At 74.9% G+C, this 14,410-nt stretch carries 15 protein-coding genes; 11 read left to right on the top strand and 4 right to left on the bottom strand.

What is annotated here, in order from left to right; genetic code table 11:
* Positions 1-122 precede the first annotated feature (122 nt).
* From ACTT8P_RS26605 to ACTT8P_RS26585, 5 genes are all read left to right on the top strand, one after another.
* Positions 123-1,190: a MerR family transcriptional regulator gene (locus ACTT8P_RS26605; protein ID WP_442834286.1), complete on the top strand. Its 1,068-nt coding sequence runs from the start codon at positions 123-125 to the stop codon at positions 1,188-1,190.
* Complete coding sequence (locus tag ACTT8P_RS26600) at positions 1,187-1,429, top strand: hypothetical protein (protein ID WP_442834285.1); 243 nt, start codon at positions 1,187-1,189, stop codon at positions 1,427-1,429. Before ACTT8P_RS26605 ends, ACTT8P_RS26600 begins: the two co-directional genes overlap by 4 nt.
* Positions 1,430-1,943: 514 nt before the next feature.
* Positions 1,944-3,281 carry an MFS transporter gene (locus ACTT8P_RS26595; RefSeq protein WP_442834284.1) on the top strand — a complete coding sequence of 446 codons (1,338 nt, stop codon included), beginning with the start codon at positions 1,944-1,946 and terminating at the stop codon, positions 3,279-3,281.
* 9 nt (positions 3,282-3,290) lie between these two features.
* Positions 3,291-3,971: a response regulator transcription factor gene (locus ACTT8P_RS26590; protein ID WP_442834283.1), complete on the top strand. Its 681-nt coding sequence runs from the start codon at positions 3,291-3,293 to the stop codon at positions 3,969-3,971.
* Positions 3,971-5,365, top strand: a complete 1,395-nt coding sequence (locus ACTT8P_RS26585) for an ATP-binding protein (protein ID WP_442834282.1) — start codon at positions 3,971-3,973, stop codon at positions 5,363-5,365. Before ACTT8P_RS26590 ends, ACTT8P_RS26585 begins: the two co-directional genes overlap by 1 nt.
* Here the strand turns inward: ACTT8P_RS26585 and ACTT8P_RS26580 are convergent.
* Both ACTT8P_RS26580 and ACTT8P_RS26575 read right to left on the bottom strand, forming a co-directional pair.
* Positions 5,356-6,321, bottom strand: a complete 966-nt coding sequence (locus ACTT8P_RS26580; RefSeq protein WP_442834281.1) for a TAXI family TRAP transporter solute-binding subunit — start codon at positions 6,319-6,321, stop codon at positions 5,356-5,358. The genes ACTT8P_RS26585 and ACTT8P_RS26580 overlap by 10 nt on opposite strands.
* A gap of 270 nt (positions 6,322-6,591) precedes the next feature.
* On the bottom strand, positions 6,592-7,119 hold the full coding sequence (locus ACTT8P_RS26575; protein WP_442834280.1) for a DinB family protein: 528 nt from the start codon (positions 7,117-7,119) through the stop codon (positions 6,592-6,594).
* Positions 7,120-7,225: 106 nt separating this feature from the next.
* On the opposite strand from ACTT8P_RS26575, the gene ACTT8P_RS26570 reads away from it, so the two are divergent.
* The 5 genes from ACTT8P_RS26570 to ACTT8P_RS26550 all read left to right on the top strand — a co-directional run bounded on the left by ACTT8P_RS26570 (position 7,226) and on the right by ACTT8P_RS26550 (position 11,351).
* Complete coding sequence (locus ACTT8P_RS26570; RefSeq protein ID WP_442834279.1) at positions 7,226-7,981, top strand: phosphotransferase family protein; 756 nt, start codon at positions 7,226-7,228, stop codon at positions 7,979-7,981.
* 152 nt (positions 7,982-8,133) lie between these two features.
* A complete protein-coding gene (locus ACTT8P_RS26565) occupies positions 8,134-8,619 on the top strand; it encodes a helix-turn-helix domain-containing protein (protein WP_442834278.1) in 486 nt (161 codons plus the stop codon).
* A 274-nt stretch (positions 8,620-8,893) separates the two neighbouring features.
* Positions 8,894-9,268, top strand: a complete 375-nt coding sequence (locus ACTT8P_RS26560) for a DUF485 domain-containing protein (protein WP_442834277.1) — start codon at positions 8,894-8,896, stop codon at positions 9,266-9,268.
* Positions 9,265-10,893 (top strand): sodium/solute symporter, encoded by a 1,629-nt coding sequence (locus tag ACTT8P_RS26555; RefSeq protein ID WP_442834276.1) that lies wholly within the window; start codon positions 9,265-9,267, stop codon positions 10,891-10,893. The genes ACTT8P_RS26560 and ACTT8P_RS26555 overlap by 4 nt, the downstream gene beginning before the upstream one ends.
* A gap of 74 nt (positions 10,894-10,967) precedes the next feature.
* On the top strand, positions 10,968-11,351 hold the full coding sequence (locus ACTT8P_RS26550; protein WP_442834275.1) for a VOC family protein: 384 nt from the start codon (positions 10,968-10,970) through the stop codon (positions 11,349-11,351).
* Here the strand turns inward: ACTT8P_RS26550 and ACTT8P_RS26545 are convergent.
* Positions 11,326-12,087, bottom strand: coding sequence for an alpha/beta fold hydrolase (locus ACTT8P_RS26545; RefSeq protein ID WP_442834274.1), 762 nt, complete (start codon positions 12,085-12,087; stop codon positions 11,326-11,328). The genes ACTT8P_RS26550 and ACTT8P_RS26545 overlap by 26 nt on opposite strands.
* 150 nt (positions 12,088-12,237) lie before the next feature.
* On the opposite strand from ACTT8P_RS26545, the gene ACTT8P_RS26540 reads away from it, so the two are divergent.
* On the top strand, positions 12,238-13,077 hold the full coding sequence (locus tag ACTT8P_RS26540) for a helix-turn-helix domain-containing protein (RefSeq protein WP_442834273.1): 840 nt from the start codon (positions 12,238-12,240) through the stop codon (positions 13,075-13,077).
* On the opposite strand, the gene ACTT8P_RS26535 is transcribed toward ACTT8P_RS26540, so the two are convergent.
* Positions 13,070-14,308 carry a wax ester/triacylglycerol synthase domain-containing protein gene (locus ACTT8P_RS26535; protein WP_442834272.1) on the bottom strand — a complete coding sequence of 413 codons (1,239 nt, stop codon included), beginning with the start codon at positions 14,306-14,308 and terminating at the stop codon, positions 13,070-13,072. The two genes, ACTT8P_RS26540 and ACTT8P_RS26535, sit on opposite strands and share 8 nt — an antisense overlap.
* Positions 14,309-14,410: the final 102 nt, after the last annotated feature.

Here is a 14,410-nt window from a genome sequence, read left to right as displayed (position 1 = left end):
CTCCGCACCCGCGGACCGCGGCGTCCTCCGCTGTGCCTCGGTGCGCTCCCGTGCCGTCCGCCACGCGGCCGACCGCACGCCGCCGTTGACCTTCGAGCCGGTCGAGACTCCATGATGACGGCGTGCCCCCTACCGAATCGATGCCGATCGGCGTCTTCGCCCGGCGCAGCGGCCTGACCCCCAGCGCGCTGCGGTTCTACGACGACGCCGGGCTGCTGCGCCCCGCCGAGACCGATCCCGTCTCCGGCTACCGCTACTACCGGGAGGAACAGGTGGCGCGGGCGACCGCGCTGCGCCGGCTCCGCGAGCTGGCGATGCCCCTGGCCACCGTCGCGACGGTCCTCGACGCCGGCCCCGAGGAGGCGTCCCGGCTGGTCGACGAACAGGTCGCCAAGGTGACCGAGGACGCGGCGGCGGTACGGCGCGAGGCCGCCGCCCTCAAGTCGTCCCTCACCGGCGCGCCTTGGCTGCCGATCGCCGCGCTCAAGGGCCCGGTGCTGGCGGACGCCGTCGAGCAGGTGCTGACCGCCACCGCGCACGAGCCGGGCGCGCCGGTGCTGTCCGGCGTGCGCGTCGAGGCGGCCCCCGGGGCCGTCACCCTGACCGCGACCGACCGGTACCGGCTCGCCACCCGGACCCTCGCGCCGGCCGGGACACCGGTGACCGGGTGGGCGGGGACGGCCGACGGCGACGAACTGCGGTCCGCCACCGCCGGGATCCGCCGCACCCCGTGGGTGCGTCTGGAGGCGACGCCGTACGGGCTCCGGTTCCGGCTCGGGGACCGGGGCGACCGGCACTGCGGCCTGCTGCCGGGGGAGTACCCCGACCACCGGCAGATGCTCGCGTGTCTCGCGGACGTCACCACCCGCGTGACGCTGTCCAAGGAACGGCTGCTGCGGTTGCTCGAGGAACATCCCGGCGAGCGGATCACCCTGCGCGTGACCGACGCCGGTGTGGCAACGGACCGCGCGGAGGGGGGAACGCTGCTGCCCGCCGTCGTCACGGGGCCCGAGACCCGGGTCCGGTTCGCGCTGACCACCCTCTACCCCGCCGTCAGCACCGCCCTCGGCCCCGAGGTGATGCTCGACCTGCGCGGCCCCGACCAGCCGATGACCGTCCGCTCCGCCGACCGCGGCGACCTCACCACGCTGGCCATGCCCGTCAGCGCCGACCGGAGCCCCGTGACGTGACATCCGCACCCGCCGCCACCGGCCCCGGCCAGGCCACCGTCGGCCGGGCCGTCGCCGAAGGCCACTCGGGGGACGCCGACTCCGCTCGCCGCGCCCTGCTCGCCCTGTGGGCCAGGACCGGCGTCACGGGCGAACCCCCGCACCGCCGCACCCTCGCGCACCACCGGGCCGACCCGCACCCGGACCCCGCCCAGGCGCCGGCCTGGGACGTCCGGGCCCTGGAGCGGCCGACGCGGTGACCGAGCAGCGGCGTTCGCGGCGGCGGCCGCACACCTCGGCACGGCCCGGCCGCACGCCCCCGGCCTCCCGGCAGGCCCCTGCGGCGAACTGATCCGCACCGCCGGGCCGCCAGGCCAGGCGCGCACCTCGACATGGGCGTGGCCGACCGGTGCCAGGAAGGCACGGCACGCGCCGCGGCCGCGTCCGTCGCCCGGACGAGTACCGCGGTACCGGGTGCCGTCGCCGCGGCCGCCGGCGAAGTCCCCCATGGTGCGTCCCAGCATGTTGTGCCAGCGGCGCGGCAGTACGGCCCGATGGGCCCCGGCCCGGTATCCGGGCTCGTCGAAGACGAAGAACTCCATCCCCGCAGAGTGCACCGTCGGGCGCCGCGCGGACGAAGTCTTAAGCACCGGTTAGATCTCCGCCCGAGGCCCTGGTTGCCGTCCCGGTCATCGGTCAAGCTGCTGCGACCTGCGGTGATGCGGGTTCGCCGCAGGTATTCCATTTCCTCACAGGCTGGAGACAGTTGTGTCCATGACGGGCGCGCGGGCCGCCGCGCCGAGCCCCTGGAAGGCGATCGTCGGTGGCTCGATCGGCAACATGATCGAGTGGTACGACTGGTTCGTCTACTCCACCTTCTCCGTCTACTTCGCCTCGGCGTTCTTCCCCGACGGCGACACCACCTCGCAACTCCTGCACACCGCCGGCATCTTCGCGGTCGGCTTCTTCATGCGGCCGGTGGGCGGCTGGCTGCTGGGCCGGCTCGGCGACCGCAAGGGCCGCAAGGCGGCGCTGACCGTGACCGTGCTGATGATGTCGCTCAGCGCGCTCCTCATCGCCGTCGCCCCCACCCACTCCCAGGTCGGCTACTGGGGCGCGGTCGTACTGCTGCTCGCCCGGCTGCTGCAAGGGCTGTCGGTGGGCGGCGAGTACGCGGCCAGCGCCACGTATCTGGCGGAGGCGGCGCCCGCCGGCCGGCGCGGTTTCTTCGCCAGCTTCCAGATGGTGTCGATGAAGATCGGCCAGCTCATCGGGCTGAGCCTGCAGATCCTGCTCCAGCAGAACATGTCGGAGGAGACCCTGACCTCCTGGGGCTGGCGGATCCCCTTCGTGGTCGGCGCGGTGGGCTCCGCCGTGGTGTTCTGGCTGCGCCGCAACCTGGTGGAGACCGACGCCTTCGAGGAGGCGGTGGCCGAGGAGGCCGAGACGAGGCCGGGCAACGAGCGCGGGACCCTGCGCGGGCTGTGGGAGTACCGGCGCACCGTCGCCCTCGTCGTCGGCTTCAGCATGGGCGGCACCCTGTGCGACTACACGTACTCGACGTACATGACCAAATACCTGCACAACACCGCGGGGCTGAGCACCACCGACGCCTCGCTGGTCAGCTTCGTCGCCATCCTGGTCTTCATCTGTCTGCAACCCCTGGCCGGCGGTCTGTCGGACCGGATCGGCCGCCGTCCGCTGCTGATCGGCTTCGGCCTCGGCGCGATGATCTTCACCGTCCCCCTGATGACCGCCCTCGGCCATGTCTCCACCTTCGGCAGCGCCCTGCTGCTGATGATCGCCGGGCTGGTGATCATCACCGGATACACCTCGATGAGTGCCCTGGTGAAGGCCGAACTGTTCCCCGCCCGGGTCCGCGCGCTGGGCGTCGCCCTGCCGTACGCGCTCGCCAACGCCCTGTTCGGCGGCACCGCCGAGTACGTCGCGCTGTGGTTCAAGGACGCCGGCATGGAGTCCGGCTTCTACTGGTACGTCACGGCCTGTGCCGCGGTCTCCCTGGTGGTGTACCTGACCATGCGGGAGACCAAGGACGTGTCCTTCACCCGGGGCGAGCGGGCCCCGGGGAAGACCGCCGAGGTCACGGCCTAGCCTGGGCGCATGCGTGTGCTGCTGATCGAGGACGACGAGCGGCTCGCCGACGCCCTCACCACCGCCCTCGTCGAGCGCGGCCACCCGGTGGAACGGGTGAGCCGAGCCGACGAGGGCCTGCGCCGCAAGGACCGCGCCGACTTCGTCCTGCTCGACCTCGGACTGCCGGACATGGACGGCCTGGACATGCTCCGGCAGCTGCGCCGGGTCTCCGCCGTCCCGGTGATCGTGCTGACCGCGCGCGGCGACGAACGCACGGTCCTGCAAGGACTGAGCACCGGCGCCGACGACTACCTCACCAAGCCGTTCCGCATCAAGGAACTGCTGGCCCGGATGGACGCCGTACGCCGCCGCGTCGGGCAGAGCGGTCCGCCCGGCCGGGAGCCCCGGGCCGCCGAGGCCCAGGAACTGGACGTCGGCGACGTCCACATCGACCTGGCGTCCCGCACGGTGACCGTGGCCGGCCGCGAGGTCGCCCTGACGGCCCGCGAGTTCGACGTGCTCGGCCTGCTCGCCCGCGCCCCGGGTGTCGTCCGCAGCCGGCAGGAGATCATGGACGCGGTCTGGGGCGACGCCTTCCTCGCCGTCTCCCGCTCCCTGGACGTGCACGTCTGGGGCATCCGCACCAAGACCGGCCGGCCCGACCTGATCCGCACCCTGCGCGGGGTCGGCTACCGGCTGGGCGGCTGATGCGCCGCCGGCTGCTGGCCACCTACCTCACGCTGATCGGCGGCATCCTGCTCGCCCTGTCCGTCCCGCTGGGCCTGGCCTACACCCAGGAACGGACCGCCGAACTCCTGCTCGCCCGGCGGGCCGACGCCACCCGGCTGGCGGAGCTGGCCGAAGGGGCGATCAAGGACAGCGACCCGAGCGTGCTGCGCGCCGAGGCCGACCGCTACGCCGCACTGTACGGCGCCTCGGTGGAGGTGCGCCGCGACTCCGGCACCGTCCTGGTCCGCGCCGGCGACCCGGTGCCGGGCGGCGCCGGACCGCTGCGCCGGGCGCTGGCCGGCCGCACCACCTCGCGCCTCCCGCTCGTCACCGTCTTCGGACCGGACCGGGTGCTGATCGCCGAACCCGTGGGCAGTGACGCCCAGGTGACCGGCGTGGTGCTGCTCGCCGCCCCCACCTCCGAGGCCCGCGACGACGTCCTGCTGGTGTGGCTCACCCTGGCCGGGGGCGCGGCGGTCGCCTTCGCCCTCGCGGTGGAGGCCGCGCGGCGGCTGGCCCGCTGGGCGCTGAGGCCGGTCGACGAACTCGACGCGGTCACCGAGGCGATCGCCCAGGGCCGGATGACGGCCCGGGTCCCGGACACCGGCGGCGGACCCTCCGAGCTGCGCCGCCTCGAGTCGCGGTTCAACGCCATGGCCGACGCCGTCGCCGCGGCCCTCGACAAGCAGCGCGCCTTCGTCTCCGACGCCTCCCACGAACTGCGCACCCCGCTCGCCGTGCTCAGCCTCCGGCTGGAGAACCTGCGCCCGCACCTGCTGGACTCCGGCGCCGACCGCTACCACAGCGCCATGGAGGAACTCGACCGCATCGGCACCCTCCTGGAGGACCTGCTGACCCTCGGCCGGATCGAGGCCAAGGGCGCCGCGCGGGCCGAGCCGGTCGACCTGGCCGCCGAACTCGCCCCCCGGCTCGGCGTCTGGGCGGAGGTCGCCGAGGCGGCGGGCGTGCGGCTGCGCACCGGTCTGCCCGCCGCCCTGGTGGTGCGCTGCCCGCCCGACACCGCCGGCCGGATCACGGACATCGCCGTCGACAACGCCGTCAAGTTCGTCCCGCGCGGCGGCACCGTCGCCGTCACGGTCCGCGACGGCGACCCGGGCGCCGGGGACGTACTGCTGCGGATCGAGGACGACGGCCCCGGGCTGGACGACGCGGAACTCGCCGCCGCCCGCGACCGCTTCTGGCGCTCCCCCCGGCACAGCGGCGTCGACGGCAGCGGACTGGGGCTGGCCATCGCCGACGAACTGGCCCGCGCGGCCGGCGGCACCCTCGCCCTGCGGGCGGCCCGGCCGCACGGCCTGGTGGTGGAGTTCCGGCTGCCCGCCGGTGACCGGGTGCGGCGCGCTCAGCCGTAGACGCTCCGGTAGTACCGCACGGCGCCCGGGTGCAGCGGCACCGGGTCGGTGCCGATCGCGTACCGCTCGTCCAGGTAGGCACCGGGCACCTCCGGCCCCGGCAGGGTCTGCCGCGCCGCGAACATCGCCCGGGTCACCTCGAACGCGGCCTGGACGGGCACCGCCGAGCGGGCCATCAGATACGTCGGCACCCCGACCGTCGGCACCTCGGACTCCTGCCCGTAGGTCCCCGCCGGAATCGACACATCGACATACGCCGGTCCGTGCTCGGCCCGCAGCACCCGCGCGAGCCCGTCCAGCGGGACCAGCTTGACGGGCCGGGCGGCCGACAGCGCGGTGACGGCGCCGGCAGGCACTCCGCTGGAGGCGAAGAACGCGTCGATCTCACCGCGCCGCAGCGCCCGCACCGAGTCGTCCAGTCCCAGGTAGCAGCGGTGCACCCGCCCGCCGAGCCCGGCGGCGGCCAGGATCCGCCGGGCGACGGTGACGGTCCCCGACCCCTGGGCGCCGAGCGAGACCCGCAGCCCGGCGAGGCCGGAGACAGTGGCCACCCCGGCCGCCGGCCGCGCCACCAGGTGGGTGTAGTTGAGGTAGATGCGGGCCAGCGCCGACACCGGCAGCGGCCGGACGAACCCACCGGTCCCCTCGTAGGCGTCCGCCGCGCTGTCCCCGAGCACCAGCCCGAGGTCGGCGTCGCCGGCCCCGAGCAGCCGGAGGTTGCGGATGCTCGCCGAGGTGTTCACCACGTCGATGCGCAGCGCGTCCACCCGCCGGTCGATCTCCCGGGCCAGCCGGCGGCCGAAGGTGCCGTACGGCGCGCCCGACAGTCCGGTCGCCAGCACCAGCGACCGCACCCGCGTGCGGCCGGGACCCGCCGCCGGACTCGACGCGGCCACCGCGGCGGCCAGCGCGAGCAGGGTGCGGCGGGCCGCGGGTGGGCGGGAGCACGAGGACACGGGACGATGGTAGTCCGCGCGAGCCCGGGTCCCTCGAGCCGCCGGGGTTCTTCGGGTCGTCCGGGGTTCTTCGGGTCGTCCGGGGCCCTTCGGGTTGCCCGGGGTCCTCCGGGTTGCCCGAGGCCCTTCAAGTCGTCCGAAGTTCTTCGGGTCGTCCAGGGTCTCCGAGTCGTCCAGGGCCCTCCGAGCTGTCCGGGCCTCGTGAGTCATCCGGCCCTCCGTGTGCGCCGACCCCGTGCCCGTCCTCACCCGCGCCGGCCCGGCGGCCCCTCACGCCCCCGTGACCCCGTCGACGCCTTCCCTGAGCAGGTCGGCGTGACCGTTGTGCCGGGCGTACTCCTCGATCAGATGCACCATGATCCAGCGCAGCGAGACACCCTCCGCGCCCACGCGGCCGGCCTCCTCGGCGGACAGCCGGCCCAGGTCGTCCAGGGACGCGCCGGCGACGATCTCCCGGCTCCGGGCGACCTCCGCCCGCCAGACGGCCAGGGCCTCGTCCAGCCCCTGGCCGGGCCGGAGGCCGAAGCCGTCCGGGTTGTCCGCGCCGAACACCGGGGGTACGTCCAGGCCCGCGAACACGCCCTGGAACCAGTGCCGTTCGACCTCGGCCAGGTGCTGGACCAGGCCCAGCAGGGTCATCGTGGACGGCGGAGCCGAGGCCCGTCGTGCCTGGTCGTCCCGCAGGCCGGAACACTTCAGGGCGAGCGTCGCGCGGTGGAAGTCCAGCCAGGCATCCAGCATGGGACGCTCGGCGGCGCGCATCGGCGGGACGGGCCGGCCGTCCGGTGTCGTCTTCATGAGGGCACCCTGACAGCCCCGGCCGCCGGACACGGCCCGCTTCGCCCGGAACGAACACCCGGCGGCCGACCCGACGCGCCCGGCGGTGATCGGGCAGGCTGGGGGCATGTCCGAACTGCCCCTGCCTGAAGTGCCCCTGCCGGGCGGCCTGGTCAACACCGTCGTCCGGGTCGGCGACACGGTGCGCCGGCCCGCGCCCGCCCGCGCGGCGTTCGTGCGCGGCCTGCTGCGTCTGCTGGAGGCGGAAGGCTGGGACGGAGCACCGCGCTTCCTCGGCGTGGACGAGCGGGGCCGCGAGGTCCTCGGCCACCTCGACGGCCATGTCGCCTGGCAGCCGCGGCAACCCGCCGCCGTCGGCTCGGACCAGAGCCTGGCGGCGGCCGCCCGGCTGGTGCGCGCGTTCCACGACCTGACGGCCGGGACACCACTGGCCGGAGCCCGGGAGGTCGTGTGCCACAACGACCTCGCCCCCAGGAACACCGTCTACCGGCCGGTCGGCGGCGACGGCCTGCGACCGGTGGCGTTCATCGACTGGGACCTCGCGGCGCCGGGCGCGCGGGTCCACGACATCGCCCACCTGTGCCGGCAGTTCCTGGCCCTCGGCCCGTCCGTCGCCGACGCGACAAAGGCCGCGCGGCGGATACGGCTGATCGCCGACGCCTACGGGCTCGCGGACCGGCGAAACCTGGTGTCCACCATCCTGTGGTGGCAGGACCGCTGTTGGCGCGGCATCGAGGCCGGGGCCGCCGCGGGCGACGCGGCGACGACGCGGCTGCGCGACGCCGGGGTGGTCACCGAGGTGCGGGGGGCCTGCCAGTGGGTCGCCGGCCACCGGACCACGCTGGAACGCGCCTTGCTCTGAGCTCCGAGTGCAGAGAAGTGCCGACTGGCAGCCGGCGCCGGCTACGGCGTCAGGACGATCCGGCCGAAGACCTCACCGGCGTCCATCGCCCGGTGCGCCCGCTCGGCCCGCTCCAGGGGCAGCACCCCGTCCACTTCGCTGAAGTGAGAGCGGTGACCGACCCTTTGCCTCACTCCCTGCGCTCGGCCGCCCGCGACAACCGCGACCGCGTCCTCGACGCCGCCCGCGCCCTGTTCGCCTCCCGGGGCCTGGACGTACCGATGCGGGAGGTCGCCCGGCACGCGGGGGTCGGCCCGGCCACCCTGTACCGCCGCTTCCCGACCAAGCGGGACCTGGCCACCGCGGCCTTCGTGTCGGCCTGCCCCGAGGCGGTGGACCTGGCCGACGGCCGGGCACAGACCCTGCGGGCGGTCGCCGCGCTGGCCCGGCGCGCCAAGGAGGCCGGCCGGCTGCGCCCCGACTTCGCGCTGGACGACCTGATCCTCGTCCTGATGGCCAACCGGGGCATCCAGGCGCCGACGCGGGCCGCCGGGGCCGCCGCCTCCCGCCGCTTCGCCGCCTTCGTGATCCAGGCGTTCCAGGCGTCCCCGGACCACGCACCGCTGCCGCCGGTGCCCCGCCTGGTCGGCACGGAGTAGCCGCCGCCCCGGCCGGACCGGGACCGACGCACGTCCCGCCACCGCGACACCGGACGTAGGGGCGGATACGGCGAACGGGGGAGAGGCAGGGCGCGAAACGCGGCGCGGCGGGCATCTGCGGCCCCCGTCGGCCCACCGGCACCACCGGTCACAGGCGCGACCGGCGCCGGACGCCGACCCGCCGGACAGTTCAACGGAAAACCCTTCGCGTCCGGTGGCACCCGCATAGCGTGCGATGAAGGTCGGGCCCCTGCCGCGCGCTAGGAGACTTCAGATGTCCTGTGACAGCTCGGAGTCCTACCCGGCCGGACCGCGGGAGCGGGCCGGCTCGGCCTCCTGGTCCGGCTACCACCGCGCGCTGCGGGTGCTGCGGCGCGCCTGCCGGTGGCAGCGGCGGGTCGCCACCTTCGCCGCCCTCGGCTACTTCGCCGTCTTCCTAGCGCTCAGCGTCGAGGCCCCCGGCTTCATGGCCCGCCCCGCGCTCGGCGGCCTGCCCACGGGACTGCTGCTGGCCCTGGCCCAGGTGCCGGTCACCTGGCTGGCCGTCGTCCTGTTCGAATACGCGGCGAAACGGTACGTCGATCCGCTGGCCCACAGAGTCAGCGGATACGGGCGTCCGGCCGGCGGTGACGGGCAGCCCCCGGCATGACGGACCTCGGCGGCTCCGCCCAGTCCTGGTCCCTGGTCGCGTTCTGCAGCGTCGTCACCGTCACCCTGCTGCTGTGCGTGCTGACCGGCCCCGACCGGGACGACCTGGAGGAGTTCTACACCGGCTACCGCTCGCTGTCGCCGCTGCGCAACGGCCTGGCCGTGGCCGGCGACTACATCTCCGCCGCGACCGTGCTCACCATCGGCGGGGTCATCGCGCTGTCCGGCTACGACGGCGTCGTGCTCGCCCTCAGCACGCTGCTGTCCCTGTTGCTGCTGATGGTGCTGCTCGCCGAACCCCTGCACAACACCGGCCGGTTCACCATGGGCGACGCGCTGGGCCGACGGATGCCGGGACGGACCGTGCGCATCACGGCGTGCGCGGTGACGCTGCTGTCGCTGGTCCCGATGATGATCGTGCAACTGGCCGGCGTGGGACAGCTGCTGGCGTTCATCCTGGGCTTCTCCGACAGCGCGATGAAGACGGGGTGCATCGCCGGCGCGGGACTGCTGATGATCAGCTACGCGGCGCTCGGCGGGATGAAGGGCACCGCGCTGATCCAGATCCTCAAGACGGTCATCCTGCTGGGCTCCGGGCTGGTCGTCGCCGTCCTCGTCCTGCACACCTTCGGCTGGCACCCCCGGGCGATGGTCGACACGGCCGCGCGGCGCAGCGGGGCCGGCGAGGCGTTCCTGCGCTACGGGCTCCAGTTCGCGGACGGACCCCACCCCGGCGCCGACATGGTCAGCACCCAGGTCGCCATCGTGCTGGGCGGCGCCTGTCTGCCGCACGTCACCATGCGCATGTACACCGCGGGCAGCGCCCGGCAGGTGCGGCGCACCATGTCCTGGGCGGTGTCGTCGGTGGCCCTGTTCATGCTGGTGATCACCGTCATCGGGATCGGCGCGACGGCGCTGGTCGGCCGGGCCGGGATCACCGCGGCCGACCCGCGCGGCAGCACCGCCTACCTGCTGGGCGCGCGGGCCGCGTTCGGCCCCGAGGTGTCCCGGGTGGAGAGCCTGCTGTTCAGCACGGTCACCACGGCGGTCTTCCTCACCCTGCTCGCCTCGGTCGCCGGGATGACGCTGGCCTGCGCCAACTCACTGGCGCACGACGTCATCGCCTCCCGCCGCGCGGGCCTGCCGCCGGTGCGCGAGATGACCCTGGCCCGGGTCTCCGCGCTGGTCGTCGGCGTCCCGGTGGTGGTGCTGGCCGCCCTGGCCCAGCACCGCAGCCTCCAGCCGCTGGCCACGCTCTCCTTCTGCATGGGCGCCTCGGCCATCGCCCCCGCCCTGGTCTTCACCCTGTTCTGGCGCAGCTTCAGCCGGACCGGCCTGCTGTGCACCCTGATCGGCGGCTCGGCCGTCACCCTGGTCCTGATGTCCGGCACCCGGCTGGTCTCCGGCGCCCCGGCGGCGGCCTTCCCCGAGGCCGACTTCAACTGGTTCCCGTTCTCGACCACCGCCCTGGTGTCGGTGCCGCTGGGTTTCGCCTTCGGCTGGCTGGGCACCCTGTGGGGCGGCCGCCGCGGCGCCCGGCGCGAACGCGAGCGGTACGCGGCCGTCGAGCACCTGGTCCTGGCCGGCCCGGCGCGCCGCCGCCCGGGATGGACCCCGGACGACTGACCGCCGTACCCCCTGGGCCCGCACCGCCCACCCGCACCGAGCACCACGGCCGGTGAAACCCTTAGCCTCGCCCCATGCTGAGACTCGGAATCCCCGTCATCGGTGTCACCGACCTGCCGCGCGCGGTGGCCTTCTGGACCCGGGCGCTGGACCTGGTCGCCACCGAGGAGTGGCGCAGCGAGACCTGGCGCACGCTCGACCACGCCGACGGCTCCGGTCGGGCGCTCGGCCTGCTGCGCAGCGCGTCCCCGGCCGCGTCGCGCCCCCGGCTGCACCTGGACCTGTTCACGGACAGTACGGCGGAGCAGGAGGCCGAGGTCCGGCGGCTGATCGGGCTCGGCGCCCGAGCGGTCGACTGGGGCCTCTACCCGCCCGAGCCCGACTTCGTGGTCCTCGCCGACCCCGACGACAACCTCTTCTGCGTCGTGGACCTCAGCCGCGCGCCGAGCGGGTCGTGACGGCCGCCGCCGGGGCGAGGCGGAGCAGCAGCGCGGTGAGTTCGCCCGGCATGGTCACCATGCAGTCGTGACCGGTCGGCAGCTCCCACACCCGCGCCTCGGTCCCGTTCGGCTGCGTGGCGGGCACCGGCCGCCGGGCGAACCCCTCCGGCACGCCGGCCACGCAGTGGATGTGGGTGCGCGGTATCCGGTCGGCGGCCGGGTTGTCCAGCCGGACCGGCTGCTGGAGGCAGCGCACCGGGTGGTCCGAGACCATCGACCGCACCCAGGCGATGTCCGCGGGGTCGGTGATCCCGAACAGCCCGGCCGGCGGCGGCAGTTCGGGCAGCGGCGGCACCCGCCAGCCGCTCTCCGACTTCAGTGCCCGGTCGATCAGGTGCCGGGTCACGGGCATGACGTCGGCCGCGCTCTCGCCGTCCAGCGGGACCATCGCGTCGAGGAAGACCAGGTGCGCGATCCGCTCCGGGACCCGGTGCGCCACCGCCGCGACGACCAGCCCGGCGTAGCTGTGCCCCACGAGCACCACATCGGTGAGGTCCTCCTCGACGAGGAGTCCCACGATGTCGTCGACGTGGGTGTCGAGTCCCACCTCGGGACCGAGCAGGTGGGCCTTGTCGCCGTACCCGGTCAGGGACGGCGCCAGCGCCCGGTGGCCGGCCGACGACAGCAGCGGGACCACCCGGTCCCAGGCCCGTCCGCTGTGCCAGGCGCCGTGTACGAGCAGATAGGTCGGCATGGGTGGGGCTCCTCGCTGGGTGGATCCGGACGTGCGGCGTGCACGCCACGGATCACGATGCGCACCGGCCGCCGGACCGGCCAGGGCCCCCGGGATCCTGGGGGTGACAGGACCAGGCAGCGGCCCGGAACCGCGCCCTACAGTGGACGGATGACCGACGAACCGAACCTGCTCGGTGACTATGTGCGCGCCCGCCGCGAGCTGGTCACCCCAGAAGCGGCCGGTATCCCCGCGGTGGGGATCCGGCGGGTGCCGGGACTGCGCCGCGAAGAGGTCGCGATGCTCGCCGGCATCAGCGCCGACTACTACCTGCGCCTGGAGCAGGGCCGGGACCGCAACCCGTCCGTGCAGGTCCTCGAAGCGCTGGCCCGCGTCCTGCGGCTCGACGACGACGCGACGGCCTACCTGCTGCGCCTGGGCGCCACCCGGCCGCGCCGGCGGCCCGACCGGCGCCGGCCGGAAACCGTCCCCGCGGGCATCGCCCAGCTCGTCAGCACGCTCCCGCTGCCCGCGCTGGTCGAGGACCGCTACTTCGACATCCTCGCCGCCAACCCCTTGGCGACGGCGCTGTCACCGCGGCTGGCGGCGGGCGTCAACCGGCTGTGGGGCCTGTTCTGCGACCCCGCCGACCGGGCCCTCCACCCGGACTGGGAGGAGACCACCGAGGGCGCGGTCGCGGTCTTCCGCCAGTCGATCGGCACCGACACCGACGACCCCCGGTTCGTCGAGCTGGTCGGCGGGCTCTGCCTGGAGAGCCCTCGCTTCAGCCGGCTCTGGGCCCGGCACGACGTCCAGGTGTGCGAGGGCGCGCCGATGCGCTTCGCCCACCCGCAGGTCGGCGATCTGCGGCTGAACGCGGAGAAGCTGCACATCGGCGGTACGGCGGGCCAGATGCTGGTGCTGCTGCACCCGGACCCCGGCACCGACAGCGCCGACAAGCTGGCCCTCCTCGCCTCCGTCGCGCGGACCCCGGCGGCCGCCGTCAGCTGAGCGCCCGCACCCAGTGCCGGGGCAGCGCGGTGGTGTGCGCCCGGGCGGCGTCGGTGACCACCGTGCAGCGCACGGTGTCCGGGGTGCGGGTGAAGGACAGGTACACGAACCGCTGCTCGTCGTCGCCGACGTGCAGGAACAGCGAGGCCGCGCCCAGCCGGCCGCCGAAGCAGCTGAACGTGTCCGGGAAGGACACGCTGCTCACCACGAAGGGGTAGAGCCGGGGGTTGATCACGGCCCGCAGCCCGCGCACCCCGGGCGCCAGCGGACCGGGCAGGTCCAGCAGCGCGCGCAGGGCGTCGCGGCGGCGCGAGAGCCGTACGGCGTCCGTCTGCCGGCGCACCTCGGCCGCCGAGGCGGCCAGCGTGGCGGCGGACACCGGCAGATACAGCCGGTGGAAGGCGACGTGGTTGCCCGGCCGGAGCCGTTCCGGCGGCCGCCGGGTGGACATCGCCACCAGCGTCCGGGCCGGCGACGGCGCGTCGGGCAGCGCCAGTTCCGTGCTCCACGACCGCAGGGCGAGCGCCAGCGCGGCCACCGCGATGTCGTTCACGCTGGCGCCATGGGTGTCCGCCAGGGCGCGCAGCCGGGCCAGCGGCACATCGCCGTGCGCCCACCGCGCGCCACCGCCCGGCCCGGACACCCGGCGCATCGTGTGCCAGGGCGTTCCCGGGCGGAGCACGGGCGCGACCGTCTCCCGCATCGCGCGCAGGCCCGCGCGCAGGCCGGGGCCGGCGCCGGGATACAGCCGGGGCCCGTTCACCGGGGTGTCCGCGAGCAGGGCGAGGGCACTGTGCGCGGCGCCGACCCCGTCGTGCAGGCCGTGGTGCACGCGGAAGCACACCCGGAACCGCTCGGCGGACGGCCGGGTGAGCAGCCAGCAGTCCCACGGCGGCTGCCCCGGACCGGGCAGCTCCCGGGTCAGCAGGGCCTCGCACGCCTCCTGGAGCGCCCGGTCCCCGTCCGGGGTGTCCGTGGCGTCCGGGACGTGCCAGTGGTGGACGTGGACGTCCGGATCGATGGGGCCGGACCGCACGGGCCAGTGCCGGGCGGAGCCCGTCGGCAGCAGGCGGTTCAGCGTGGGCAGCGAGCCCGACCGGCGCACGACGCGCCGCGCCAGCTCGTCCAGGGACGGCGCCCGGCCGTCGAAGTCGAGGAAGAATCCGGCCACGGGGGGCCGCCGCATCGTGAGGAAGGCGCGATCGGTCGCGGTGATGGAGTACACGCCCACCGCAACGAGTTCGCGCCCCGACCGGTCACGTCGCGTCCCTCGTCAGGGAATCGCCCAGGAAGCGCCCAGGGGCCCGTTCAGGAACGGTCCAGGGCACGGTGG

Source organism: Streptomyces sp. JW3 (genome assembly GCF_052216785.1).
GTDB lineage: Bacteria > Actinomycetota > Actinomycetes > Streptomycetales > Streptomycetaceae > Streptomyces.
This window is presented reverse-complemented; position numbering and strand designations above follow the sequence as displayed.